At 37.7% G+C, this 25,660-nt stretch carries 23 protein-coding genes; 12 read left to right on the top strand and 11 right to left on the bottom strand.

What is annotated here, in order from left to right; translation table 11 throughout:
* Nucleotides 1-189: 189 nt before the first annotated feature.
* The 3 genes from GN303_RS00630 to cydD form a co-directional block, all read right to left on the bottom strand.
* On the bottom strand, nucleotides 190-525 hold the full coding sequence (locus GN303_RS00630) for a hypothetical protein (protein ID WP_156188436.1): 336 nt from the start codon (nucleotides 523-525) through the stop codon (nucleotides 190-192).
* Nucleotides 526-774: 249 nt separating this feature from the next.
* On the bottom strand, nucleotides 775-2,472 hold the full coding sequence (cydC, locus tag GN303_RS00625; RefSeq protein ID WP_110439306.1) for a thiol reductant ABC exporter subunit CydC: 1,698 nt from the start codon (nucleotides 2,470-2,472) through the stop codon (nucleotides 775-777).
* The gene (cydD, locus tag GN303_RS00620) at nucleotides 2,469-4,145 is read right to left on the bottom strand and encodes a thiol reductant ABC exporter subunit CydD (RefSeq protein ID WP_110439305.1); all 1,677 of its coding nucleotides are present in this window, start codon (nucleotides 4,143-4,145) and stop codon (nucleotides 2,469-2,471) included. Before cydD ends, cydC begins: the two co-directional genes overlap by 4 nt.
* 365 nt (nucleotides 4,146-4,510) lie before the next feature.
* On the opposite strand from cydD, the gene GN303_RS00615 reads away from it, so the two are divergent.
* The 7 genes from GN303_RS00615 to GN303_RS00585 all read left to right on the top strand — a co-directional run bounded on the left by GN303_RS00615 (nucleotide 4,511) and on the right by GN303_RS00585 (nucleotide 11,615).
* The gene (locus GN303_RS00615) at nucleotides 4,511-5,542 is read left to right on the top strand and encodes a sulfate ABC transporter substrate-binding protein (protein WP_110439304.1); all 1,032 of its coding nucleotides are present in this window, start codon (nucleotides 4,511-4,513) and stop codon (nucleotides 5,540-5,542) included.
* An 18-nt stretch (nucleotides 5,543-5,560) separates the two neighbouring features.
* Complete coding sequence (gene cysT, locus GN303_RS00610) at nucleotides 5,561-6,427, top strand: sulfate ABC transporter permease subunit CysT (protein ID WP_110439303.1); 867 nt, start codon at nucleotides 5,561-5,563, stop codon at nucleotides 6,425-6,427.
* The gene (locus GN303_RS00605; RefSeq protein WP_110439302.1) at nucleotides 6,428-7,270 is read left to right on the top strand and encodes a sulfate ABC transporter permease; all 843 of its coding nucleotides are present in this window, start codon (nucleotides 6,428-6,430) and stop codon (nucleotides 7,268-7,270) included.
* Nucleotide 7,271: 1 nt separating this feature from the next.
* The gene (locus tag GN303_RS00600) at nucleotides 7,272-8,255 is read left to right on the top strand and encodes a sulfate/molybdate ABC transporter ATP-binding protein (RefSeq protein WP_110439301.1); all 984 of its coding nucleotides are present in this window, start codon (nucleotides 7,272-7,274) and stop codon (nucleotides 8,253-8,255) included.
* 296 nt (nucleotides 8,256-8,551) lie between these two features.
* Nucleotides 8,552-9,304, top strand: coding sequence for a phosphoadenylyl-sulfate reductase (locus GN303_RS00595; RefSeq protein WP_110439300.1), 753 nt, complete (start codon nucleotides 8,552-8,554; stop codon nucleotides 9,302-9,304).
* Between the two features lie 26 nt (nucleotides 9,305-9,330).
* Complete coding sequence (gene cysD, locus GN303_RS00590; protein WP_110439299.1) at nucleotides 9,331-10,245, top strand: sulfate adenylyltransferase subunit CysD; 915 nt, start codon at nucleotides 9,331-9,333, stop codon at nucleotides 10,243-10,245.
* Between the two features lie 38 nt (nucleotides 10,246-10,283).
* Nucleotides 10,284-11,615, top strand: coding sequence for a sulfate adenylyltransferase subunit 1 (locus tag GN303_RS00585; RefSeq protein ID WP_110439298.1), 1,332 nt, complete (start codon nucleotides 10,284-10,286; stop codon nucleotides 11,613-11,615).
* A 45-nt stretch (nucleotides 11,616-11,660) separates the two neighbouring features.
* On the opposite strand, the gene GN303_RS00580 is transcribed toward GN303_RS00585, so the two are convergent.
* The gene (locus GN303_RS00580; protein WP_110439297.1) at nucleotides 11,661-12,782 is read right to left on the bottom strand and encodes an alpha/beta fold hydrolase; all 1,122 of its coding nucleotides are present in this window, start codon (nucleotides 12,780-12,782) and stop codon (nucleotides 11,661-11,663) included.
* A 66-nt stretch (nucleotides 12,783-12,848) separates the two neighbouring features.
* On the opposite strand from GN303_RS00580, the gene GN303_RS00575 reads away from it, so the two are divergent.
* From GN303_RS00575 to GN303_RS00565, 3 genes are read left to right on the top strand one after another with little or no spacing between them, the layout of a single operon-like run.
* On the top strand, nucleotides 12,849-13,049 hold the full coding sequence (locus GN303_RS00575; RefSeq protein ID WP_110439296.1) for a zinc-finger domain-containing protein: 201 nt from the start codon (nucleotides 12,849-12,851) through the stop codon (nucleotides 13,047-13,049).
* A gap of 8 nt (nucleotides 13,050-13,057) precedes the next feature.
* On the top strand, nucleotides 13,058-15,838 hold the full coding sequence (polA, locus tag GN303_RS00570; protein WP_110439295.1) for a DNA polymerase I: 2,781 nt from the start codon (nucleotides 13,058-13,060) through the stop codon (nucleotides 15,836-15,838).
* Between the two features lie 3 nt (nucleotides 15,839-15,841).
* The gene (locus GN303_RS00565) at nucleotides 15,842-16,450 is read left to right on the top strand and encodes an SCO family protein (RefSeq protein ID WP_110439294.1); all 609 of its coding nucleotides are present in this window, start codon (nucleotides 15,842-15,844) and stop codon (nucleotides 16,448-16,450) included.
* 77 nt (nucleotides 16,451-16,527) lie between these two features.
* Here GN303_RS00565 and fghA read toward each other — a convergent pair whose 3' ends face one another.
* From fghA to GN303_RS00550, 3 genes are all read right to left on the bottom strand, one after another.
* The gene (gene fghA / locus GN303_RS00560; RefSeq protein ID WP_110439293.1) at nucleotides 16,528-17,364 is read right to left on the bottom strand and encodes an S-formylglutathione hydrolase; all 837 of its coding nucleotides are present in this window, start codon (nucleotides 17,362-17,364) and stop codon (nucleotides 16,528-16,530) included.
* Nucleotides 17,365-17,391: 27 nt separating this feature from the next.
* Nucleotides 17,392-18,501 (bottom strand): S-(hydroxymethyl)glutathione dehydrogenase/class III alcohol dehydrogenase, encoded by a 1,110-nt coding sequence (locus GN303_RS00555; RefSeq protein ID WP_197037477.1) that lies wholly within the window; start codon nucleotides 18,499-18,501, stop codon nucleotides 17,392-17,394.
* Between the two features lie 405 nt (nucleotides 18,502-18,906).
* Nucleotides 18,907-19,677 (bottom strand): energy transducer TonB, encoded by a 771-nt coding sequence (locus GN303_RS00550; RefSeq protein ID WP_158523892.1) that lies wholly within the window; start codon nucleotides 19,675-19,677, stop codon nucleotides 18,907-18,909.
* A 161-nt stretch (nucleotides 19,678-19,838) separates the two neighbouring features.
* On the opposite strand from GN303_RS00550, the gene GN303_RS00545 reads away from it, so the two are divergent.
* Both GN303_RS00545 and GN303_RS00540 read left to right on the top strand, forming a co-directional pair.
* On the top strand, nucleotides 19,839-20,288 hold the full coding sequence (locus GN303_RS00545) for a DUF2946 family protein (protein ID WP_158523891.1): 450 nt from the start codon (nucleotides 19,839-19,841) through the stop codon (nucleotides 20,286-20,288).
* 74 nt (nucleotides 20,289-20,362) lie between these two features.
* Complete coding sequence (locus tag GN303_RS00540) at nucleotides 20,363-22,570, top strand: TonB-dependent receptor (protein ID WP_110439289.1); 2,208 nt, start codon at nucleotides 20,363-20,365, stop codon at nucleotides 22,568-22,570.
* Here GN303_RS00540 and GN303_RS00535 read toward each other — a convergent pair whose 3' ends face one another.
* The 4 genes from GN303_RS00535 to GN303_RS00520 form a co-directional block, all read right to left on the bottom strand.
* Nucleotides 22,571-23,113, bottom strand: a complete 543-nt coding sequence (locus GN303_RS00535) for a gluconokinase (protein ID WP_110439288.1) — start codon at nucleotides 23,111-23,113, stop codon at nucleotides 22,571-22,573.
* Nucleotides 23,114-23,126: 13 nt separating this feature from the next.
* The gene (rpiA, locus tag GN303_RS00530; protein ID WP_110439287.1) at nucleotides 23,127-23,825 is read right to left on the bottom strand and encodes a ribose-5-phosphate isomerase RpiA; all 699 of its coding nucleotides are present in this window, start codon (nucleotides 23,823-23,825) and stop codon (nucleotides 23,127-23,129) included.
* Nucleotides 23,826-23,866: 41 nt separating this feature from the next.
* Nucleotides 23,867-24,619, bottom strand: a complete 753-nt coding sequence (gene pgl, locus GN303_RS00525) for a 6-phosphogluconolactonase (protein WP_110439286.1) — start codon at nucleotides 24,617-24,619, stop codon at nucleotides 23,867-23,869.
* A 105-nt stretch (nucleotides 24,620-24,724) separates the two neighbouring features.
* Nucleotides 24,725-25,534, bottom strand: a complete 810-nt coding sequence (locus GN303_RS00520; protein ID WP_158523890.1) for a Cof-type HAD-IIB family hydrolase — start codon at nucleotides 25,532-25,534, stop codon at nucleotides 24,725-24,727.
* Nucleotides 25,535-25,660: the final 126 nt, after the last annotated feature.

Raw genomic sequence — 25,660 nt, 5'->3', positions numbered from 1 at the left:
TTATATAACTTTCATTTTTTCAAAAAAATGTTCTAGTCTAATATCTGGCTAAAATAGAAAATCATAGAAAAAGACAACAAAAAACCCTGTACCAAATAAAAGAATGATTATTTGATTGCTTTATAAACTATTTTATCAACGAGGTGTTTTCTATAATAGCCAAACACAAATATTGTTTGAATATTTTACTTATGAATATGTTTCATAAAATGGAGGCGCTCTTGCCCCATTTGCCTTGTAAAAAATATTGAGTGGAGCCTTAGCAAGATATATCCGATATAAATATGAAATAATGGATATTAAAATCGAAGGTAATAAAGGCTCATAATTAACAATCGATATTGGCAACCAAAAAATACTACAATAAAGACAGAAAAGTATCCCTTTTTGTTTTGAATGAGAAGTTGAACCGTGAGAAGAGGAAATTTTCTCATCCATTGGCATAATGGCGTTATTCATACCCAACATACTGTTCATATGTTGCATATGCATCATGGCCTTTGGCGCAAATTGCCCATTATGCATTGGGCAATGCCATATTTTCGTAAATGTTAGGGGCGTAGTGAATAAATGAAAAACAAAGAAAAATAAAACTGTCAGTGCTGTATAGTTACAAGCCCTATCTATGCTTTTTTCTTCAGTTTTCCGTTTTGGATACATTATCAGACAGCTAAAAATAATATTAGTTCTTTATAACATGTTTTGTTAAAATCGATTGATAAAAAAATGTAATTATACGTAAAATATTCGTGTAATTTAATTTTGAAATTAAGATTATTTTTTATAGTCATCCATGATAACTTTATTAAAACATCCATTTTCCAGCGAAAAAACAAGATTCATTAAAAACAATATACTTGTTTCATGAGTAATGATTATTAGAGTTTTGTCAGCATATAGTTTCAATAATTCCTGCATCATTGTATATTTTGTTTGCTGATCCAAACCATCTGTTGGTTCATCAAGAATCAGCCAGGGGGTTTTACGTAAAAGAGCAATAGCAATCGCCAATCTTTTTGCCTGTCCTCCCGACAATTCTATTGCATTATTGCCTATATGACTGTGAAGATTCTTTGGTAGTTGTTTAACAAAATCATCAAGTTGCACAATTTTTAACACATCATAAATTTCATTTTCAGTTGCATCCGGTACAATCAATCTAAAATTATCCATGATACTTCCAGAAAAAAGATGAAAATCCTGGGAAACAACAGTGATAAAAGAAGATAAATTATCCGTATTCAAATTCTTGACAGATTCACCGGCAAACTTAATTTCTCCAGCCTGGATTGGATAAAACGAAAAAATCAAATTGATCAAACTACTTTTGCCAGTCCCAGACTCGCCAATAATCGCCACTTTATCACCTTGTTTGATTGTTAAAGATGCATTCTGTAAAATCATTCTTGGGTTATGGGGATAACTGAATTGAACTTTGTCAAATACGAGACAGGTGGAAGAGGATACGGAATTGATGACCCTACTGCTTTGTTTCTTTTTCCCTGCATTTGATAGAATCTGTAACCTTTTTTGTGCCAGGCGTGCTTTTATATGAGCATGACAGGCCTGTGGTAAGGGAAGTATAACATCAAAAGCTGCCATTACACCCAAAACCAACATGGGAATTTCAGCTGCATTCAATCCTATATCATGATGAGCATTACTGGCCTGAAACAAAACGGCAATAACACAAATCATCATAATAAATGTAATTAATGACTTGGCCACACTTTCAATACAATCCAGCATCAATCTGCTTTGATCAATAGATTTCTGAGCAGTCTGAATTTTTTTAAAATACTGATCAATAACCTTAAAAATATATAATTCACCAAAATGACGCAGAATTTCACCCAGATCAGCCTGTAAACTGTTTCTTGATTCAAGAATATGACAAATATACTTGTATGAACAACCGTAAACTCCAACAGAAACCAGACCGACTGCCATGATAAAAGCTATGGCCAAGGAGAAAGCCGCCACAGGCAAAAAGAAATAAAAGGTAACAATAAATATAATCCCACAACATAAAGCCCGAATAAATGGAAGCAATGCATCAGTATAATAATTTGCTATATTTTCTGAATCGGAAACAAATTGTCCCAGCAAGTCACCCCCTCTTTTATTCACAAGTCCTGCAGGTGTTAAGGGGATCAGACATTCATAAACCTTTTTTCTTGCCAGGCTTATAACCCTTAATGCGCCATCATGCGTGATCACACGTTCCAAATATCGTGTCACAATCCGTGTTATGGCAAAAAAACGGACCCCTGAGGCTGGAACAATAATATTAAATGCCTGAACGGCAATAATCCCGGTTAATCCAACTATGGCTGCACTAGCTATCAACCATCCTGATAAAAACAGCAACCCAAAATTACTCAGGGCCGCGATACAAGATAAAAATAGACCCAGCATTAAATGCCATTTAATCGGTTTAACCAATTGAAAAAAAGAAAAATTAAAATTCATAACGACTTGCCACCAACCCTTGAATTATAAAGCAGTTGTTTCCGATCTATTTGTACAGAAACCTCACCATAAGAGATTAAAAGGGGATTGTGCGTTGCCACAATAACAATCCTGCCCTTTTTAAGAAGTTGAATAGTCTGAATGATCTGCAAGGCATTTTTTTGATCCAGCCCGGAAGTGGGCTCGTCAAGAATCAGAATATCTGGATTTTTTAACAGCGCTCGTGCCAACATAAGGCGTCTTATTTGTCCACCCGATAAATTCTGCCCTTCCTCCCCTATATGGGTTTCAAAACCCTGTGGTAGGGTTTCTATGAAAGACAAAATACCGGCTTGATTGGCTACATTACGCAATTGATCAAGAGAAGGTTCAAAAGCTTTCAGGGATAAATTATCCCCAATCGTCCCATATAGCAATAAAGGTTCTTGAGGAACCCAGGCAATATCAACCATATTTATAGATTGCGACTGGTTTTTTAAATCAACCATTTTAAGCGTGCCTGATTGTATAGGCAAAAAACCAAGTAGAATATTTAATAACGTCGTTTTTCCAGCACCGCTATGACCAAATATAATATTGAGCCTATCTCTTAAAAATGTACAAGTGATATCCTGCACTAAATTTATATTTTCTTTATTCTTAACCGTTACATGATCGAGAATGATTTCCCTAATACAAGTATCTGTTCTTTTATTTTGATAAGAAAATTTAATTAGTTTCGGTAAACTATATATTTTTTTTAATTGATCCAAGGCTGCATTTGCATTTTGTCTGGCATGGTAACTCGATGAAAAGTCTCGTAAAGGCATGAAATATTCTGGCGCCAATAACAGGACAAGAAAAGCAGAGTGAAAATGCATGGTTCCATTTAACAAACGAATACCAAATGTCACAGCGACAACTGCAATTGATAAACTTGAAAAAAATTCCAACACTGCTGACGTTAAAAACGCAACCTTCATAACTGACAGCGTTGTTTTACGATATTCATCTGAAAGTTTTTCAATAAATTTCAGACTTTCACCAGCCCGTCCAAATAACCGTAAGGTCTTCAACCCTTTCAACATGTCAAAAAAGTTTCCGCTTAACAGGGATAACTGCCGCCATTGTCTATCCATAATCACCTGTGCCGTATATCCAACCAAAGCCATAAAAAGCGGAATTAAAGGACCCGTACATAACAAAATCACAAAACCCCAAATATCAAAGTTTAAAACAGTGGCCAAAATAAACAGGGGCAATATGACCATCATCACGGCACTGGGGATATAGCGTGCAAAATAGGGAAGCAGATTATCGACGGCTTCTGTTAGGCTGTTAACCATTTCCCCCAAAGAAATATGACTGTAGGAAATTGGACCTGTTCTAAACAGTGATTGATAAATCTCCAACCTTATAGCTTTTGTAATTTTTAATGCCGCTTTTATGCCAGTAATATCAGAAACAGATCTGGTACAAATTTGAAAAAATACACAACATATAAAATAAATAACTTCGTTATCAACAAAAGAAATATTCGCTTTATAAAATATGATTGAAGTAATGATTTTTGACAACAACACCAATTCTAATATTAATAATATTGATAAAATTGAAGATAAAAAAACAGTAATAACAAACCAATTTACTGATAATTTAATAAATTTGTTAAGCGTTATTGATATATTATTCATTTTTATAAAACATATAAAATTAATCTAAATTTTATACTAATCTAAATAATGATTATTTAAATTGGCGGCAACATGATGATAATGATATAAAATGTATTTTATATTGACCCCTAAAATTATAAAATAAACATTTTCGCGAAAATTGAAGTTTGTTGTAAAACAGAAATAATTGATATATATATCAAAATTAATGTCATCAAATTTATCTTCTAGATAAATCTGAAAATTTATATTTACACAGATTTAAAATACTTTATAAAAAAGTAATTTATTATATTTTTTAAAAATTAACTTTTATTTTTTGTTAAAATAGTTCATATTCACATTTACGCAAGTAATTATTCCCCTTTCAAAGCCATATCCCTATGTTTTTATTCAGATATATTACTCAAACATTACACTTATATATAGCTTTGATTATTGCAGTTTTTGCCGTCACAACATCCACCGCCCGTACTAAAACCATAACTCTATTGAATTCTTCCTATGATCCAACACGAGAATTCTTTCATCAATATAACCATTTTTTTCAACATTACTGGAAACAGAAAACAGGTCAGGATGTCATAATATACCAATCCCATAGTGGTTCAGGAAAGCAGGCCAGGGCCATTATTGACGGTATGCAAGCCGATATTGCCACACTAGCTCTTGCCGGAGATATTGATGCAATCAATAAATATCACCCCTTGCTGACCAAAAACTGGCAGGACAATTTTCCCAATCATAGTGTTCCTTATACATCAACCATTGTTTTTCTTGTTCGCAAAGGTAATCCCAAGCATATCCATGACTGGAATGATCTTGTCAAACCTGACATTGCTGTAATTACCCCCAATCCAAAAACCTCTGGTGGGGCAAGATGGAATTTTCTCGCTGCATGGCTTTACAGTTATACCAAAAATCATGATCCACAAGAGGCCTATGATTTTGTCAAACAGCTTTATAAAAATGTTCCCATACTTGATACCGGGGCAAGGAACGCCAGTCTTACATTTACCCAACGCAACATTGGAGATGTACTTATTTCTTGGGAGAATGAGGCCTATATGGCAACCCGTGAATCAGGGGCAGGACAATTTGAGGTAATAACCCCATCCACATCTATCCTAACGGAACCCCCCGTTGCACTCATCGATACTGTTATTGACCAAAAAAAAACAAGAGAAGTAGCAAAAGATTATTTACTTATGCTTTACAGCGATGAAGGTCAAAAAATTGCCGCTCAAAATTATTATCGTCCCATCAATCCACGTATAGCATCCCATTACATCATGTTTCGTCCCCTTCATCTTTTAAAGATCAATGATTTCTTCAAAAACTGGGCAGAGATTAACCAAAAGTTTTTCAAAGATCATGCCATTTTTGACCAAATCATTCACAGTATTAATCAATAAAGCCATAAGGAAAAAATTATGTCTTTTTCCCGATATTCAATTCTTCCAGGGTTTTGGCTTAGTTTTGGATACAGTCTTTTCTGGTTGTCCTTTATCGTTTTATTACCATTGGTTGGACTGATTCTTTACAGCACCCATATCAATAGTCATCAGCTTGTCATGATCTTAACCGATCAACGCTTATTAAGCGCATTAAAACTTTCTTTTTACACCTCTTTCTGCGCTTCTTTACTGTCCTCTATCCTAGGCGGTTTTTTGGCCTGGAATTTAATACGTTACGAATTCAAGGGAAAAAAAATAATTGATTCAATGATTGATCTTCCCCTGGCATTACCTACTGCAATTGCAGGCATTGCATTAACAGACTTATATGCGCCCAACGGTTTATTCGGTACAATTTTACCCTTCAAGGTTGCCTACACACCCCTGGGAATTATTCTTGCCCTCATATTCGTTACAATTCCCTTTGTAATCAGAACCTTGCAACCCGTTATAAAAGAGTTCCCCCCCTCATTACAAGAAGCGGCTTACACACTAGGTGCAACCCGTTTACAAACATTTATATATATCTTTCTCCCCATTTTATTTCCTGCATGGCTTACCGGTTTTTCGCTTTCTGTTGCAAGAAGCTTGGGAGAATATGGCTCCGTTGTGTTCATTGCCGCAAATATTCCTTACAAAACGGAAATTTTACCTATCTTAATCGTATCAAAACTTGACCAGTTTGATTATACGAGTGCAACTGTAATCAGTCTCTTAATGTTGCTGGTTTCTTTTTCTTTATTATTTTTTTTCAACCTGTTCCAAAAACATTTTAAACCTTACCGCCTAATTCTATCCACATCCCAGCTTTCCCCTTTTAATATTTTTCAGAGGAATACATAAATGCCCTTTTATTCCTCCAAACCTTTTGTAAATTGGCAAAAAAACAGCGTTATCTTTATTACTTGGCTCATTTTTTTAATTATTTTTATCGCACCCCTTTCTATCATTCTAATTGAAGGTTTAGGCAAAGGTATTGTCTTTTTCTGGGTCACCTGTACTTCGTCAGAAGCCCTGGCGGCACTAAAATTAACAATAATAGCGACTTCCTGCGCCGTTTTTTTCAATGGAATCTTCGGACTGATGGCCGGATGGTGTTTATGCAAATATGATTTCAAAGGGAAAAATATACTTTTAACCCTCATCGATCTGCCTTTTTCCATTTCCCCTGTGATTGCAGGTTTGATTTATACCTTACTCTATGGATCGCAAGGTATTTTACATACTTTTTTAATGCATTATCACTTACAAATTATTTATGCAATTCCAGGAATTATTCTTGTAACCATTTTTGTGACTTTTCCCTTTATCGCACGTTCTTTGATCGCCTTAATGCAAACCCAGTGCAATCAAGAAGAGGAAACCGCCCGTTTGTTAGGGGCATCAGGATGGCAAATTTTTAAAAAAATAACATTTCCCAACATCAAATGGGCATTTCTGTATGGTATTGTTATGTGTACCGCCCGTGCCATGGGAGAATTTGGTGCCGTTTCAATTGTTTCAGGCCATATACAAGGCCTGACCAATACCTTACCCCTTCATATCGAGATTTTATATAATGAATATAATGCCGCGGCCGCATTCAGTATTTCCATTCTCCTTCTTATCATGGCCCTATTCATTCTCATTCTAAGATATTGGTGTGAGAAACAACTTAAACCGTCCCAAAAGAAGGGAAATAGTTAAAATGGGTATTCAGATATCTCATCTCAATAAATGGTTCAATCATTATCATGCACTCAATGATATAAACCTCACCATTGAAAAAGGTGAGCTTGTTGCACTCCTAGGACCATCGGGATGTGGAAAAACAAGCCTGTTACGAATTATTGCAGGTTTGGAATTGCCCACCTCGGGACACATCTTTTTTGAAAACCAGGATATAAGCAAGGAAGATATTCGTAATCGACATATTGGGTATGTATTCCAGAATTTCGCTTTATTCCCACATATGAAAGTTATTGACAATATTGCGTTTGGTCTACGCATTAAACCAAAAAAAGTAAGGCTTTCCCCCAAAGAAATCACGAAAAAAGCTCAATTTCTTCTGGAAATGGTACAACTTGAACATGTGGCCAATCATTATCCACATGAACTCTCCGGCGGACAATGCCAAAGAATTGCCCTGGCGCGTACCCTAGCCATAAATCCCAAAATTCTATTACTGGATGAACCTTTTTCCGCTCTTGATACAAAGGTCCGAAGAGAATTACGACGTTGGCTAACCCAGTTTCATCAAGACATTTACCTGACAACCATTTTTGTAACGCATGATCAGGAGGAGGCCATGGAAATTGCTGATCGTGTTGTCATCATGAATAGGGGTGTCATTGAACAAATTGGCTCCCCAATTGAAATCCTCAATAATCCGACCAATGATTTTGTCTATAATTTTCTGGGCGATTCGAATAATTTACGCATTGGGGAAAAAAGCTTTAACTTTCGTCCCTATGAAATTGATATACAAATTAACGATATATCCCCTATAGGATACTATCCAGCAGAAGTCATCGATATACGACCCCTTGGTGCTTTACTGAAACTAGTTTTAAAACCTCAACAATGCACCTCTTACATTGAAGCCCAAATTCCAAAAACAATTCCAAAAATTCAGAATCTAAAAAAAGGCCAAATTATTTATTTTAAGCCAATTTTAGATTTTGAAATATGAATATATACAAGAAAATTATAAATTTTATATATAAATCAATAAACTATAAATAAAATATACAATATTTTATAGTTATTAATTGACTTTATTTACTTAAATAATACAAATTATATTGCATAAATTGAAAATATTCTATATTTTACAGTTAATTAAAGTAATTTGAGGAATAGTTTTACCATGGATCAGCCCCCTACTGCAGATTATCCTGTTTAGTCATTAACACCAGAATTTCTAACCGCATCTTTTTCAAATTCCTAATAACAGAATTATTATATCAACTTAGGTAACAGTTTACGATGACACCACTTGAATTCTATTCCAAACATCCAAGCGAGCAATATGAACAGAAGCTCGAACAAACAAGATCATTCCTGCAAAAAATAAATCGGGATTATTCACCATTGGTTCAGGCAACCAGTTTAGGGGTGGAGGATATGGTAATCACAGATCTTATCCATCAGCTTGATTTACCCATTCAGGTTTCCATGCTGGATACACTAAAACTGCATCCTCAAACGCTAGCCTTAAAAAGACAAGCTGAAATTCATTATAGTATAAAAATAAAAAGCTATTATCCAAACAAAAGAACAATCCAGAATTATGTTCAAAAAAATGGTGAAAAAGCGATTTATCGATCAACTGAGCTTCGTAAAGAATGTTGTCACATCAGAAAACTGGTCCCCCTGACCGACCTTTTACGAAACTATAAAGGTTGGATTACAGGATTACGCAAGGAACAATCAAATTTCCGGGCCAATCTTCAAGCAGTTGAACCTGAAAACAAAGGGAATGATCAACCTGAAGTAAAGCTAAACCCTTTACTTGACTGGACAAATGGAGATGTGTGGTACTACGTTAAAACATATCGCGTTCCCTACAATACGCTTCATGATCATTTTTTTGTCAGTATTGGCTGCGAACCATGCACTCGCGCCATCACTCTTGGCGAAGATTTCAGAGCTGGACGCTGGTGGTGGGAACATGATGAAGCGAAGGAATGTGGTCTTCATGTGAGTGCACCCATTTCTCTCAAATCTCATCAGTCTTAACATATTTTAATTATGGTCATTTTATCATGAATTTTCTCATATCATCCTCGAACCCTGCCTTAAATGATCTGGAAGAAGAGGCCATATTCATTATGCGTGAAGTGGCTGGTTCCTTCGAAAAACCAGCCCTGTTATTTTCTGGCGGCAAGGATTCATGTATTTTATTAAGGCTGGCTGAAAAAGCCTTTGGGCAGGGACGCTTCCCCTTTCCGCTTCTTATGATCGATACAGGACATAATTTCCCAGAAGTCATCCAATTTCGTGATCAGAGAGCAAAAGAATTAAAGGCAAATTTAATAATTCGATCAGTAGAAGAATCAATGAAACGAGGTACGGTGAGGCTATCTCATCCTTTGGAAAGCCGTAATCCCCATCAATCAGTAACATTGTTGGAGGCTATAGAGGAATTTGGTTTTGATGCATTAATTGGAGGGGCCCGCCGTGACGAAGAAAAGGCTCGTGCCAAGGAAAGAATTTTTTCACACAGGGATTCTTTTGGTCAATGGCAACCCAAAGATCAACGGCCAGAATTATGGAACATATTCAATACCAGAATTCATCCGGGTGAAAATTTCCGTGTTTTTCCAATCTCTAACTGGACGGAATATGATGTATGGCGTTATATCGAACAGGAAAATATTCCCTTACCCAGCCTTTACTACGCTCATCAACGGCAAGTCATTCCCCGAAAAGGGTTGCTTGTTCCTGTAACAGAGGTAACACAGCCTAAACAAGATGAAGAAATTCTTACCAAAACTGTCCGCTTTCGCACGGTCGGTGACATGACCTGTACTTGCCCTATTGAAAGCAATGCAAAAACAGCACGCGATATTGTCAGGGAAACAGCTACCGTCACGATCAGTGAACGTGGTGCAACCCGTATGGATGACCAGACCTCAGAAGCCTCAATGGAAAAACGTAAACTTGAAGGTTATTTCTGATCTCTCTATCCCCGTTTTTATTTCTTAAGGAATGCATCATGATATCTTCTCCCGTAAATTCCACCTCTCATTCACATCATACATTAAAATTCCTGACCGCCGGAAACGTTGACGATGGCAAAAGCACATTAATCGGCCGTTTATTACTCGATAGCAAGGCAATTCTTGCCGATCAACTATCTGGTATACAACAACAGTTTTCGACAGACCGTTCCTACGATCTCGCCCGGCTTACAGATGGATTACAAGCTGAACGAGAACAAGGTATTACAATCGATGTGGCATACCGTTATTTTACCACACCAACTCGTAAATTCATTATCGCGGACGCACCAGGTCATGAACAATACACAAGAAACATGGTAACCGCCGCCAGCAATAGTGACGCTGCCGTCATTTTGGTCGATGCGACAAAATTAAACTGGGAGATGGAAAATGTTGACTTGTTGCCTCAAACCCGTCGACACACATTACTTGCCAACCTATTAAAAGTCCCTTCGCTGCTTTTCGCCATCAATAAACTTGATGCTGTCAAAAATCCCGATATTGCCTTTGTGCATATTAAAAAAGCACTAAAAAAATTCACTCAGGAAGCAAATATACCTGTTACGCACATCATACCCATTTCAGCATTAAAAGGTTATAATATCATCTCCACTATAGCTGATAACGAAAGATATCGCTTATGTGAAAATGTCTATCACGGTCCCTGTCTTTTAGACGCCTTGACCGAACTTCCCTCCCAACAACATATTGTCAAATGTCCTTTATATTTCCCTGTCCAATATGTACAAAAACTATCTGAAACCCAATCCAGCCCCACCCAACATGGTCAAAGAATTTTTTGGGGGAAAATAGCGGCAGGAGCTGTCAAGCCAGAAAATGAAATTATTGTGCAACCTTCTGGACTAAAAGCAAAAATTGCTAAGATTTTTGCCGATGCACTACAAAACGAAATACCCTGTGCTGAAGCGGGTAAATCCGTTGGATTAATTCTTGACCGGGAAATAGACATTTCCCGAGGGGACTGGATAACCTCTCCTTCCATATCTCCATTACAAAAAGAGGTCCAAGTCACCCTGGCATGGTTGGATGACGAACCTTTGATTATTGGAAGACTTTATTGGTTGAAACATGGTCACCGCTGGATCAAGGCGAAAATCTCATCGATTCATAATCATCTAAATATACATAATCTGGAAAAAGAACCTGCCAAGGATTTACAGAAAAACAGTATTGGACAAGTTTCCCTAACCTTGCAACAGCCAATTCCGGTTTTACCCTATAACCAGGCAAAAGATGTGGGTGCAGCCATTTTGGTAGATACGGCCACCAATCGGACTGCTGGAGCTGTTCTCCTCCAAGGCTAGCCGGCAAGCTGTTATTGCACTATCACCCATAAGATATAGAGACTTTTATTTTTTAATAAAATTATCAACCTGGCTTGGCAAATAAACCGGTATTTTTTCCTTTCCCTCAATCGATAACCATGTGGAGGTTGAAATATCTCCACCTGATGGCAAAAACTGATCCGGACTAAAAATCCAGCTCAGTATATCCTGCACCACAATGTTTCTATTTCTACCACGCAACAATAAATGATATCCTCCAGGAATATAATCCTTTCTTACCCAAGAAGGAAATTGTCGCCAGACCTTTTTCATTGAAGAATCAGGGATGAGCTGATCCATATCACCATACATTACAAGGATTGGAGAATGAATATAAGGAGCAGCCTTTGCAGCCTTGCTCATCAAATTGACCAACCCATACAATGCCTTTACACGGGCTTTATGCAATGATAACGGATCAAAATACAAACGTAACAGGGATTCATCATTATCACTTGCCCTGATGGTTACCGGGGCGCTTTTTCCACTTAACCGCCAATTCGGGGCGATCGTATTGATCATGCGCAAGATAACATCGGCAACCAGTCCCAGCTGTTTATGACCCCACACGGCTGGGGCCAGTAAAATATAACCATCGACTTTTGGAACATTAGGACGTGAGGCCAAACACATGGCGACAGCCCCCCCCATACTCTCTCCCATCACATACAAGGGTGTATCGGGATATCGAGTTTTTAAAAATGATATTTCCTCAATAATATCGTCAATCATCCGACGGCTACCCGCCCAATTCCCTCTTAACGGTGCTTGTCCAAATCCTCTCTGATCCGGGGAATATAAAGTTACACCTGACTTAACAAAATGATCTGCTGAATCTTCCCACGCATCGCGACTATCATTAAATCCATGTAAAGCCAAGATAATTGCTTTTTGTTGTATTGCCCGCCATATACGCACAGGAATACGGGCATGATCCGACATTTCCCACCACAAATCAGGAGAAATCAGCTTTTTATAACGTGCATAGGGATCAGAACCGATAGAGGATGTATTCAAAACAGAACTATTCACTTTAACTTCTGCATAGGCTATATTACAATGTTGGGTCAGGAAATAAATTCCGATCAGAAAAAAATAGCAAGCTTTATGTAAATAGACAGAACTTAAACGATTTAAGAAAAACATATTTGTCCAAGATAAATTTTATTTTTATAAATGACAAGTTCTGAACCACTTAACAAGGGTATATTCATGAATTTAGAAAAAGATTCTACAACAACCTTACCGGCAAAACCTATTGAAACCATTTATACGTCCTCCCAAACCGTTGCTTGTGAGGGTAATCACACACTGTTCGGTCATCCACGGGTTTTTCTAAAACTAAAAAACGGACAGGCAACCTGTCCTTATTGCTCAAAATCATTTGTCTATAAACCATCTGAATCAAATTAACATCTTTCATGACTTCATCTTCTGCATCAAATCAAAAACACTTAATCCTCATTGATGGATCCGGGTTTATTTTTCGTGCTTTTCATGCCATTCCCTTAATGACTGATCCATCAGGAATACCTGTCAACGCGGTTTATGGTTTTACTAACATGATGATAAAACTAATCCGTGATCGTGTGGCCAGTCATATGGCTGTAATTTTTGATGCAGGAAGAAAAACCTTCAGGAATGAAATTTATCCAGCTTATAAAGCACATAGACCCTCTCCTCCTGAAGAGCTTATTCCCCAGTTTTCACTTGTTCGGGAAGCCTCTGAAATTCTGGGATTACCAACAATTGAAATGGCAGGATGGGAAGCTGATGATCTTATTGCAAGTTACGCAAAAGCAATCGTGGCAGATGGGGGCAAATGTACAATTATTTCTTCCGATAAGGATCTGATGCAATTAATCAACGAACATATTCAAATGCAGGATCCTATCAAGGAAAAAATCATCAAGATTGAAGAGGTACAAGCTAAATTTGGTGTGTCCCCAACAGATATGATTTCCTTACAAGCATTGATGGGAGACCCGGTAGATAATGTCCCTGGAGTTCCTGGCATAGGTCCCAAAACGGCAGCCGCTTTAATTCATGAATATGGACAATTGGAGGATATCCTTGCTGCCATTCCTATGATGAAACCCTCCAAACGGCGCGATAATCTTGAAACCAACAAGGAAAATGCACGAATTTCATATCAACTTGTTCAGCTAAAAGATGATATTCCTCTACCCACCCCGATTGATCAGTTAAATTGTTGCAAGGCTGATCCTAAAAAAGTTACAGCATGGCTTCAAAAACATGGATTCCGCTCCATATTAAATCGCTGGACAAAAAATTCTCATAATACAAACGACATTCCTCATACATCTCGCAGACAGGAAACACATACCGGTCTCGAACCAAACAAAGCGGTTCTTACCGCCCCGTATCATCAGTATGAGACCATTCTCAATAACACGCAATTACAGAAATGGATTCACCGAATTCAAACAACCCATTTTTGTGCCGTGGATACTGAAACCGACAACCTTAATGCATTACAGGCAAATCTAATCGGGATTTCCATAGCTGTAGCCCCGGGTAAAGCCTGTTATATTCCCATCAATCATCAAATAGATGGAGAATTATTAAAACCAGAACAAATTTCATTAAAAAATGTCATTCAGTATCTTAGCCCCATTCTAACAGATCCTTCCATCCTCAAGATTTTTCATAATGCAAAGTATGATTTTCTTGTTTTGGAACATAACGGGTTCCCGCAACCTGCCCCCTATGATGACACAATGATTATTTCTTACAACCTAGCGGCAGGAGAGCACAGACATGGAATGGATGAACTGGCAAAACGCTATTTGAATCATCAAACAATATCTTATGATGCATTAACCGGAACCGGTCGTAAACGTATCCCTTTTGCGCAAGTTTCAATTGAAGAGGCAACAACCTATGCAGGTGAAGATGCAGATGTTACTTTGCGTTTATGGGAAATATTGCGACCTCAATTAAGAACCGCACATGTTCTAGGTCTTTATGAAGAAATAGAACGTCCCCTAATTCCAATCCTGACCAGGATGGAACAAAATGGAATTATGATTGACGCTTCCCTTCTTCAAAAGCTTTCTACTACTTTCACCGAAAAAATGTCAGAAAAAGAAAAAGAAATCTATCATGTTTCCGGTGAAGAATTCAATTTGGCCTCACCAAAACAGCTTGGGGAGATCCTTTTTGACCAGATGAAGTTGCCTGGTGGAAAACGTATGAAATCTGGTACATGGGGAACAGATGTCAAGGTATTACAAGAACTTAGCGATCAGGGTTACGAGATTGCTGAAAAACTGCTGGCTTGGCGACAATTGGCGAAACTTAAATCCACCTATACGGATGCCTTGGTTAAGGAAATAAACCCGGAAACAAAACGTGTACATACCAGCTTTAATATGGTTGGAACCGTTACGGGACGTTTGTCTTCCAATGATCCCAATTTACAAAATATACCTATTCGAACAGAAGACGGTGGAAAAATCAGGGAAGCATTTATTGCCAAGCCTGGCCATGTTCTTGTTTCCGCAGATTATTCACAAATAGAATTGAGGCTTCTTGCACATGTTGCAAATATTCCCCAATTAAAAGAATCCTTTATTCATAATGAGGATATTCATGCCCGTACAGCCTCAGAGGTCTTTGACGTTCCAATCAATGAAATGCAACCTTTGCTGCGTCGACAGGCCAAAGCAATCAATTTTGGTATTATTTATGGAATTAGTGCCTTTGGGTTAGCCAAACAATTGAATGTTTCATCATCTGATGCCAAACAATATATTGAGACCTATTTTAAACGTTACCCTGAAATAAGGGCATATATGCAAAATACCCAGGAAGAGGCAAAGGAAAAGGGATTTGTTCTAACACCTTTTGGCAGAAAATGCTGGATTGCTGGAATTAAAAATAGCAAAGGTCCACAAAAGGCTTATGCCGAACGCCAAGCCATAAATGCTCCTATTCAGGGGGGCGCCGCCGACATTATAAAATGCGCAATGCGGGATATGGACAAAATCATCACAGAAAAAAAACTCCCCGTAAGCATGTTATTACAAGTTCATGACGAGTTGCTTTTTGAAGTGCGAACAGATTATGCTGAAACATTCGTTAATCTTGTAAAGCAAACAATGGAAAACACTGTTAATCTTTCCATTCCCCTTGTTGTTGAGGCTGGAATAGGTAAAAACTGGGCAGAAGCACATTAAATCATGCCACAAAATCAAAAAAAATCTATTTGGATTATTTCATTCCTATTTATCGCTTTCATTATTGGCATGATGTTCCTCGGGATTAAATTCACTGCCAATCATACAGCCGTTGCGCCTGAAAATTCCAATATAATCGGAGGGGGTTTTCAACTTATCAGCCCTGCAGGAAGTATCGTCAATGACGGAATATTCAGGGGAAAATGGATGTTGATGTATTTCGGTGCAACACGTTGCCCGCATAATCAATGTCGTAAGGATCTTATAAAAATGGGTGAGATCATTAACCATTTAGAGAATAAAGCATCTCAACTTGTTCCAATTTTCATATCCTTTGATTCTAACTATGATACACCCAGCCGTCTGATGTTAAGTATGAAAACCTATAATGATAAAATTATAGCCCTGACCGGTGGTGAACTGGCGCTTCGTGATATTTCAATTCTTTATCATGTTTCCATCAAAAAAGCGCCAATCAATAGTGATATAAGCCTTGTTGAACCTTATGATCAGTTCATTCTCATGGATCCAGAGGGAAAATATAGAACCTCCATTCAAACAGGAACAGAAACGCATCGGATTGTGGAGACCCTTGAATCAATAATCCATTAAATATAGTTTATACAAACTGTCCTCATTTCAAAAAACGTGAAACTGCATAAATTCTTGATATGATTATTCACATATATTTACTTTAAATATCTATAATGAAATAACAAATGATCACGGATAAAACTTGAAACAAAAAAATAGCTGTGATCATAATCTTTCTGCCATCGCAATTGAAACGGCCAATTCTTTTTGAGGGCAACAGTTTCCAAAATTTCTGGTTTTAACTGTTTTAATAAAAATTCATCCTTTGTTCCCTGATCAATCAATATGGGAAAGGGTTGGTCAATATAATGCTCCATTAGAAAACAGCTATCATAGACTTGCCAAGTTTCCTTGCTATCTCCAAGATAATGATAAAATGCCTTACGCCCAAACGGCACCTGCATTGGATTAACAATTGGTGCAAAAGCCGAAACCGAACAAAATCGACCAGGATGTTTTAGGGCAAACATCAAAGCACCATGACCACCCATTGAATGTCCAGCAATAGATTGCCTGCCATTCGATTTAAATTGTCGCTTGATCAATTTGGGAAGCTCAATGGAAATATAATCAAACATTTGATAATTTTGTTTCCAGGGTTCTTGTGTCGCATTAACGTAAAAACTCGCTCCCTGTCCCAGATCATAAGAAGGCGCGTCAGGAATTATATCACCTCGGGGACTTGTATCAGGGACAACCAGTATAATTCCCAATTCTGCAGCATATTTTTGCGCCCCTGCCTTAGTCACAAAATTCTGGTCATTACAAGTTAAACCGGAAAGCCAGTATAATATAGGTAAAGTTGTATTCCTGTAATCAGGTGGCAAGTAAACTGAATAACTCATTTCGCAGTCCAGTGTGACTGACCAGTGTCTGAACCGTTTTTGCTGTCCACCAAAAGATTGATGAGTTTCCAATTCAACATATTTCATAATATTTCCTGTCAAACCTATCTGAAACTAGTAATGTAAAACAGTTCGAATAGCCTTTCCCTGATGCAATAAATCAAAAGCCCTATTAATCTCATCAAATGCCAAGTCTTGTGTTATAAAATCCTCCAAAACAAATTTGCCTTGCAGATAATCATTTACAATAACAGGCAATTGTGAACGCCCCTTAACCCCACCAAATGCGGATCCTCGCCATACACGACCCGTCACCAATTGAAAAGGACGGGTGGAAATTTCCTCACCTGCCCCGGCAACACCAATGATAACAGATTCTCCCCAACCTTTGTGACAACATTCAAGAGCAGAACGCATTACCTGAACGTTTCCTATACATTCAAATGAAAAATCTACTCCACCTCTTGTTTTTTCAATTACAACTTCCTGTATTGAGGCGGAATAATCTTTAGGATTTATTAAATCGGTAGCACCTAACTTCCTAGCCAATTTAAATTTTTCTGAATCAATATCAATTGCGACAATGCGACCTGCACCCGCCATATGGGCTCCCATAATGACCGACAAGCCAATCGCACCCAACCCAAAAACTGCAACACTATCACCTTTTTGTACTTTTGCCGTATTTTTTACAGCTCCCATACCAGTTGTGATTCCACAACCCAATAAACATACTTTTTCCAAAGGTGCCTGTTTACTGATTTTTGCTACAGAAATCTCCGGAACAACCGTATATTCGGAAAATGTAGATGTTCCCATATAATGATAGATAGGTTCGCCGTCTTTAAAAAAACGGTTCGTACCATCAGGCATCAACCCTTGACCTTGAGTGACACGAATAGCCTGACAGAGATTGGTTTTACCAGAACGACAATATTCACATGTTCCACATTCCGGAGTATATAAGGGTATAACATGATCACCAACAGAAACACTTGTTACCCCTTCACCAACAGCCTGTATAATTCCCGCCCCTTCATGACCCAATATTGCTGGAAATATACCTTCAGGATCTTTTCCTGAAAGCGTGTATGCATCTGTATGACATACACTGGTTGCAATTATCTTTATTAAAACTTCCCCTTTTTGTGGCGGCATTAAATCAACTGTCTCAATTGAAAGAGGCTGATTGGCTCTCCATGCAACAGCAGCCTTCGTTTTTATCATCTCCATCTATAATCACCCTTCTGATACAAAAATTAATTTATTCAATTAAATATTAAAACCAAGGATTTTATAAACCAAACAAACAGTTTCAAAGTAAAGATTATATCTATGAAATTGAATTTCATGACTCAATTTAAGTTACAATTTATTATAGTCTTCTGGTTCCAACAGTTTGAAAATAATCAATCCATAAACCCCAAACAGGCATTGATAGAATTTTCTTTCTTGATATATTCTTACTTCAGATAATCTTCCCGAAAAAGTATTTTTAATTTAAACCTATTTCAATTTTAAAAATAAAATGGCAATAACCAAATAAACTATATAATATAAAAACATATATATCAGCTGAACCGATCATAAATATTATTCAATTATACATGAATACTACTTAATATATTTTTAGTTGTGTCTTAACTCAAAATGAACCGTGGTTGTTGTCTGAACAAGCGTATCATTATCTTCCAGTGCACTGCATTTTATTTGTTGGACTGCCTCGATTGCAGCCCGATCCAAATCAACAAAACCACTTGTCTCAACAATTTTTACCTGACCAACCTGTCCATTTGACAAAATTTGCAATGCAACCTTTGCAACACCCTGTTCATGTCTTCTACGGGCAGCCAAGGGATAAGTGCTTTTTGGTGATGAGCAGCGTTGCAATGGAAAGTTGTGACTGACTAAAGGTATTGATGGTTTGGCTTTCTGCTCCATTCCCCTATCTTGCCTTTTCTGCTGTCCCATTGCTGATTGAGCAGCCATTTTATTTTTGGAAATGTTACGATTACTCGATTGGTCCTGAGTGGTTGGCACTGAAATTTTTTGCAATACGTTCATGGCTGGCAAAGCATTGACAGGACTTCTGGCCACGGGGATGGTTACTGCCTTCAGATCATCCGTTTTATTTTCTGCAATTGCATCCAATGAGGAAAGAGATTTCATCCCTTCTTGAAATTGAACCACGACCATTGAAGAGAGTGGGAAAACTTCTTTCTTTACATGTAAACAAAAAAACATTAGCAGGAAAACAATTATATTAAATAGAACAGCAACCGTACAGGCCAGCTCTATCCCTACTGAATTGACATGTTCGGAAAAAACTAACGTCCTTTTTGGAAATGATGATAAAATCGTTTTCTGATTCAGAGAAGGACAGATAGGTTCCTGTTTCATAATCCTTGATGCCATATTTGCTCAAATATATTAGAGGTAAAGAGCCTTTATTCTATTCTATCTATAAAACAAAACATTCAAATACTAAAAAGAAATTTGACTTTGTCCATAATTTTAATCAAATAAATAATGATGATCTTCAATACTTGACCAAGGCATTAATGATTTTATCCTCTACAACAAATATATGGGTAAAAAAAAATAAAGATTCTTATCCTGTATCTTTATATTCTGTTATTATTGTCCTGTTTCTGTTTATAAGTCATTTAATTCTTTTACCTTTTACATTTACCTCGCTTTGGCATTGTCCAATGATGCAAAATCAGCATGCATACATGTCAATGACGATGTGTGACACTGCCACTTTCTCCCACTCTAAGATAAGCAAGAAAACGGATCAACACTCCCAACACAATCAACAACATCATGGAATCTTTGTTTGTCCCCTCTGTAATGGATTGGCTGTTCCAAACCCCTTGTTAAATTTATTACTTATCTTTCCCCAATTGACAATTATTCATCTTTTTTTGAAGCGCAAGGTTTATCAGGCTCAACCTCCCCCGATATTACCCTTGAATACGCAACTACCCCGTGCACCACCCCTTTATTAACACTGATAGTTCTAATGGTCATACAGATATTATGACCAAATTATTCCTTTATCATTATTATATCAGGTTAATCTATGTCTTATCGATGGCATTGTACATGTAAATTTTACCTTTTTTTATTATTGTGTTCTCTTTACCCCTTTAATGGAAAAGCACAAAAAAACATTACACAAAATAAAACCTCTCTTTCAAGAACCAATACCACTGCACCAGTTCCAGAAATACATATTGAATCAGAAGACATCCCAGACTTTTCCACAAATCCACCCAATTCAATTTTTTTAAAAAAGAATAAATTAAAGGATATTGTTAATAACAGTCCAAACCCAATGGATCTTTTCAAAAATCAAATGGGTATCAGTCAATATGGTGCGGGTCGTATTGCCTCTTTACCCGTAATTAACGGAATGGCGGATAATCGGGTGGCCACGTTCATTGATGGTATGCGTATCAATGGGGATTGTCCAAACCATATGAATCCTGCCATTTCCTATCTTAATCCCCATGATGTTGCAACAGCCAAAATCATTGCCGGTATCACACCCGTAAGTATGGGAGGGGACAGCCTGGCCGGATCAATTGATATCCAACGAAAAGATCCTCTTTTTGCAGAAAAAAACAAAAAAATTCTCATCAAAGGAGAAGTCTCAAGCTTTTATCATAGTAATGGTTCAGGCGTAGGAACTGCTGGAAACATTACTGTTGCCAATAAACATTTAAGTCTCCGCTATAACGGGTCATGGTCTCAATCCCGCAATTATCATGCAGGCAGCGGAGGTGGAAAAGTATATTCTTCTGCTTATAAAACATTCAATCATGATGTGACCCTAGGTTATAAAAAAGATAACCATTTATTCTCTTTGACCTATGGACAATCTGACACACCCTATGAAGGTTTTCCCAATCAATATATGGATATGACCAATAATCGCTCCATTTTTGTCAATGGAAAATATAAGGGTGACTTCGATTGGGGAACAATTGAAGCAAGAGGCTATTGGCAACGTGTCACCCATGCCATGAATATGCTCAGCAATAAAGGCGGCCATTCCGCCACGAAAGGAATGCCCATGAACATTGATGGTCGTACAGCTGGATATAATGTTAAGGCAACGGTATTCATAGATAATCATAACACGTTACGGATTGGCAGCTCTTTCGATCATTCAGGTTTAAATGACTGGTGGCCCCCCCTACAAAAAAACATGATGATGGGACCTCATACCTATCACAATATCAATAATGGCCATCGGGATCGATTGGGAAATTTTGCTGAATGGGAAGCCCAATGGACCCCAAAAGTCACAACCCTTCTCGGTTTTCGAAATGATCTGGTCATGATGAATACAGGGAGAATATCTGGATACCAAGGCATCAATGGAATAAATGCCGAGGAACGGAAAGCCATTCATAATTTCAATACTGCAAACCGTGGCCATACCGATACCAATTTTGATGTTACAGCCATGGCACGATGGACAGTCAATAAATCCTTTACCTGGGAAGGTGGGTATGCTCGGAAAAGTCGTTCTCCAAATTTATATGAACGTTATACTTGGGGCACATCTCCAATGGCCATGCGCATGATTGGCTGGTTTGGTGATGGAAATGGTTATATCGGCAATCTCAACCTCAAACCGGAAGTAGGCAATACCGTCAGCACAACCTTTGACTTTCACGATCCACACCAGGATATATGGGAGGTCAAAGTTCAACCCTTCTATACCTATATTCACCATTACATCAACGTTAATTACCTTGGGAGTATGCGAACACGTCAAAATACAACTGTCTCAAAATTACAGTTTGATAATCATAACGCCCAAATCTATGGAATTAACACTGCTGAATCCTATAAATTATGGAACAATAAGAAATATGGTCAAGGCATATTGAAAGGAAATATCAACTGGGTTATGGGTCAAGATCGAACCAATCACAACAGCCTTTATCACATGATGCCATTAAATGGAATGATAAGCCTTAATGAATATTTTGGTCCATGGACTGGCAGGATTGAGGCAAATTTCGTCAATACAAAAAGTCAGGTTGACCCTATGCGTCGTGAACCGAAAACACCTGGCTATGTTTTGTTCAATATCGGGGGGAGTTATACATGGCGTATGCTTCGCCTAGATGCAAGCATAGAAAATATCGCCAACAAAAAATATTATCTTCCTTTGGGAGGAATGTCCTTAGGGGATTTAATCACAACTAACGAATTGCGTGCCCTGCCTGGTCTGGGTCGTTCTTTTAATATCGCCCTGACTGCCAGCTTTTAACTAAAGTTGCTGTAATTTCATTAGTGTATCTCGAATAACCGTTTCAAGCGGATGGGACATGTCAATTTCTATATGAGGCTCATCCACCTGGAGCGGTTCAAAGCTTTTCAGCTGTGTATCCAGTAAACTTGCGGGCATAAAATGCCCTTCACGTTTTTCAATACGTTGAAGAAGAACATCATATGGAACTTTTAAATTTACAAAATAGAAAGGTTTCCTAATGCCCTTGCGCAAGAAATCACGATAGGATCTTTTTAGGGCGGAACATGTTAACACCCCTTTCCCACCATGTTCTTCCGCACATGCCTTCAACCATGCATGACATTTTTCCAGCCATGGCCAACGATCGCTATCTGTTAGAGGTTTGCCTTCTGACATTTTCTGGATATTATGTTGTGAATGAAAAGAGTCCCCTTCCTGAAAAGGCCAGTCAAGATACTGATCCAAACCTTTTGCCAATGTCGTTTTTCCACATCCCGAAACACCCATTATCACCAATAAACAAGGCCTAATCTGTACATTATCATTCGTGGACAAAGACATTGATGTGTTCCTTTTACTTATATAAATGCTGAATCCCGTTATAGCCTGCGACTAAAGCCTCATCCGTACAATTAATAAATAAACCGCTTTCGATAACCCCAGCAATCGAAATGATATCTTTCTCTAGCCGTACAGGATCGTCAATAATTCCAAAATCACAATCCAGAATCATGTTCCCACCATCCGTCAGGAAAAAATCAGGATGATCATTCTTGACCCGAACTTTTATTGATGCTCCAATTTTTTCCAAATGTTTCATTGTGGCTTCCCAACCGAAAGGGGTAACCTCAACTGGAACAGGTGTATGCTCACCAAGCTTATCGACTAATTTACGTTCATCAACGACTATAACAAATTTTTTGGCTGCATAGCGAACAATTTTTTCTCGTAATAAAGCGCCACCCAACCCCTTAATTAACTGTAATCCTTGATGCGTAACCTCATCTGCCCCATCAATGGCAATATCCAATTCTGGACATTCCCCCAATGTTGTCAGTTCAATTCCGTAAGATTCGGCCAGCTTGGCCGACGCAATCGAGGAAGGCACACCTTCAAAACGCAACCCTTCCTCTTGCCACCGCTTGCCTAAAGATCGGATAACACATGCAGCGGTACTCCCACTTCCCAATCCAACTTTCATCCCTTGCGAAACTAATGAAGCCCCTATTTTTCCAAGTTGCTCTTTATATTTAACGATTTGTTGTGCATCCATCTCTATCTAGTATTCTTTCGTTATCCAATTACTGACTTCTTTTATTCACCACCGGCCGCTTTATCCAAAATCCAGTGAACCTCTCCTTCCGTTTCAATTTTTGAAGAGGGATATATTGCATTCTCTTCCCTTACTTCACGGAAAATCTTAACCTTGTTTTCTCCACTCACTACAAATATAACCAAACGGCTGGAAGCAATTGCTGGATAGGTCAATGTCATTCTTCTATGAGGGGCGTCTTTTGGTTGACACCAAGAAACCCACTTCTGTTTTTCCTCCAAAACAGCTGTGTCAGGAAAAAGTGAAGCCGTATGACCATCTGTCCCCAGTCCCAATAAAACGATATCAAATAAGGGTTCCCCATTCTTCAATACCCTTGATCCATATTCATGCTGTAAATTTTCTTCGTATAATCGCGCAGCTTTTTCCACATCTTCTAAAATAGGCATCGGATGAACATTCCTAAATGGAATATTCACATGATTAAGCAAAGCCTCGGTAACCATACGGAAATTGCTGGCTTCATCCGTATAGGGCACCATTCTTTCATCACCGAAAAACAAATGCAACCGTTCCCAAGGCAGTCGATGACTGTAAGTCTCTCCCCCTAATAATTCGTATAATTTTTTAGGTGTGGATCCTCCTGATAACGCTATCCTGAAAACCGCATCCTTTTTTTCCTCAATCTGGTGCAAAATGATATCAGCCAGGTAATTAGCCTGTGCATTTGCATCAGGTAAGACAAGAACATATCCGGTTTTCGCATTATGCCCTTTTTCCATATTGTCTGTCATAGATAACTCGTTCTTTATAATTTTTATGTACCCTTGCCCGGGATTCAACAATTCAGGTTACAAAATTAAACCATTATTTCACAACTTAAAATATTTTCATTTAAATTAAAGTAAAAATTGATTAACAGCATAAGCCCATCCATTTTCCTCATTCGTACGTGCAATATGATGAGCATATTGTTTTACCCTTTGACTTGATTGTCCCATAACAATCGGCATTCCTGCAATTTTCAGCATCGGAATATCATTATCCATATCCCCTATACATGCCGTTTTACTTAACGGAATTTTAAGTAATTCCGCTATTTTCTGAGCTGCAAATCCTTTATTTGCCTTTAAATGAGAGATATCCAGATAATTTTTTGAAGAATGAACTGCGGAAACTTCCCGGCCATGACGTCGTTTTATCTGTTGTGCTAGATTATCAAGTAAAACAGTATCCTGGGAAATACCCATGATTTTTATTGTATCGGTTACATGTTCTTGAATGTTTTGAATAATTTTCGGCTGCAATTGCAAGGCTTTTTGTTCATGCTCCACAAAAGCACTTTCAGTAGTAAATACGAACCATTCAAGACTACTATAAAGCCATATTTCAATTTTATGCTTCTGGAGCATATTGCATATATCGAGAATCAGGACAGGATTCATGCAAATTCTGGAAAGGATATTTCCTTTTACATCAAGAATTTCTCCGCCATTCAATGCGGCAAAAGGCAACTCTATTTTCAATTGCTCCAAATACAAACGCATACCCAAGGCAGGCCTGCTACTTACCAGGGACAATCCAATCCCTGCCTGTTTCATTTTATGAACAGCATGAATGGTTTCATTTGTGACAATTTTATTGTTTGGTATCAATGTTCCATCAATATCCGAAATTAACAACCGAATTGCTGGAGTTGTTTTATTCAAGATTGACACTTCCCAACTGTATTAAAATGTTTTAGAACCATCCAAAAAGCCATTTTTGATTTTCTAATAATCAATTGGAAAAATATTATATTCACAAATTGATAAAAATATAACGATAATATAATT

Source organism: Commensalibacter melissae, from assembly GCF_009734185.1.
GTDB lineage: Bacteria > Pseudomonadota > Alphaproteobacteria > Acetobacterales > Acetobacteraceae > Commensalibacter > Commensalibacter melissae.
The sequence above is the reverse complement of the archived record's forward strand: the minus strand, read 5'-3'. Positions and strand labels throughout refer to the sequence as shown.

Bases quoted from the DNA above. Each gene is read 5' to 3' on its own strand.
- GN303_RS00630 (WP_156188436.1), bottom strand. From the start codon at position 525: ATGCATAATGGGCAATTTGCGCCAAAGGCCATGATGCATATGCAACAT.
- cydC (WP_110439306.1), bottom strand. From the start codon at position 2,472: ATGAATTTTAATTTTTCTTTTTTTCAATTGGTTAAACCGATTAAATGG.
- cydD (WP_110439305.1), bottom strand. From the start codon at position 4,145: ATGAATAATATATCAATAACGCTTAACAAATTTATTAAATTATCAGTA.
- GN303_RS00615 (WP_110439304.1), top strand. From the start codon at position 4,511: ATGTTTTTATTCAGATATATTACTCAAACATTACACTTATATATAGCT.
- cysT (WP_110439303.1), top strand. From the start codon at position 5,561: ATGTCTTTTTCCCGATATTCAATTCTTCCAGGGTTTTGGCTTAGTTTT.
- GN303_RS00605 (WP_110439302.1), top strand. From the start codon at position 6,428: ATGCCCTTTTATTCCTCCAAACCTTTTGTAAATTGGCAAAAAAACAGC.
- GN303_RS00600 (WP_110439301.1), top strand. From the start codon at position 7,272: ATGGGTATTCAGATATCTCATCTCAATAAATGGTTCAATCATTATCAT.
- GN303_RS00595 (WP_110439300.1), top strand. From the start codon at position 8,552: ATGACACCACTTGAATTCTATTCCAAACATCCAAGCGAGCAATATGAA.
- cysD (WP_110439299.1), top strand. From the start codon at position 9,331: ATGAATTTTCTCATATCATCCTCGAACCCTGCCTTAAATGATCTGGAA.
- GN303_RS00585 (WP_110439298.1), top strand. From the start codon at position 10,284: ATGATATCTTCTCCCGTAAATTCCACCTCTCATTCACATCATACATTA.
- GN303_RS00580 (WP_110439297.1), bottom strand. From the start codon at position 12,782: ATGTTTTTCTTAAATCGTTTAAGTTCTGTCTATTTACATAAAGCTTGC.
- GN303_RS00575 (WP_110439296.1), top strand. From the start codon at position 12,849: ATGAATTTAGAAAAAGATTCTACAACAACCTTACCGGCAAAACCTATT.
- polA (WP_110439295.1), top strand. From the start codon at position 13,058: ATGACTTCATCTTCTGCATCAAATCAAAAACACTTAATCCTCATTGAT.
- GN303_RS00565 (WP_110439294.1), top strand. From the start codon at position 15,842: ATGCCACAAAATCAAAAAAAATCTATTTGGATTATTTCATTCCTATTT.
- fghA (WP_110439293.1), bottom strand. From the start codon at position 17,364: ATGAAATATGTTGAATTGGAAACTCATCAATCTTTTGGTGGACAGCAA.
- GN303_RS00550 (WP_158523892.1), bottom strand. From the start codon at position 19,677: ATGAAACAGGAACCTATCTGTCCTTCTCTGAATCAGAAAACGATTTTA.
- GN303_RS00545 (WP_158523891.1), top strand. From the start codon at position 19,839: ATGATTTTATCCTCTACAACAAATATATGGGTAAAAAAAAATAAAGAT.
- GN303_RS00540 (WP_110439289.1), top strand. From the start codon at position 20,363: ATGTCTTATCGATGGCATTGTACATGTAAATTTTACCTTTTTTTATTA.
- GN303_RS00535 (WP_110439288.1), bottom strand. From the start codon at position 23,113: ATGTCTTTGTCCACGAATGATAATGTACAGATTAGGCCTTGTTTATTG.
- rpiA (WP_110439287.1), bottom strand. From the start codon at position 23,825: ATGGATGCACAACAAATCGTTAAATATAAAGAGCAACTTGGAAAAATA.
- pgl (WP_110439286.1), bottom strand. From the start codon at position 24,619: ATGACAGACAATATGGAAAAAGGGCATAATGCGAAAACCGGATATGTT.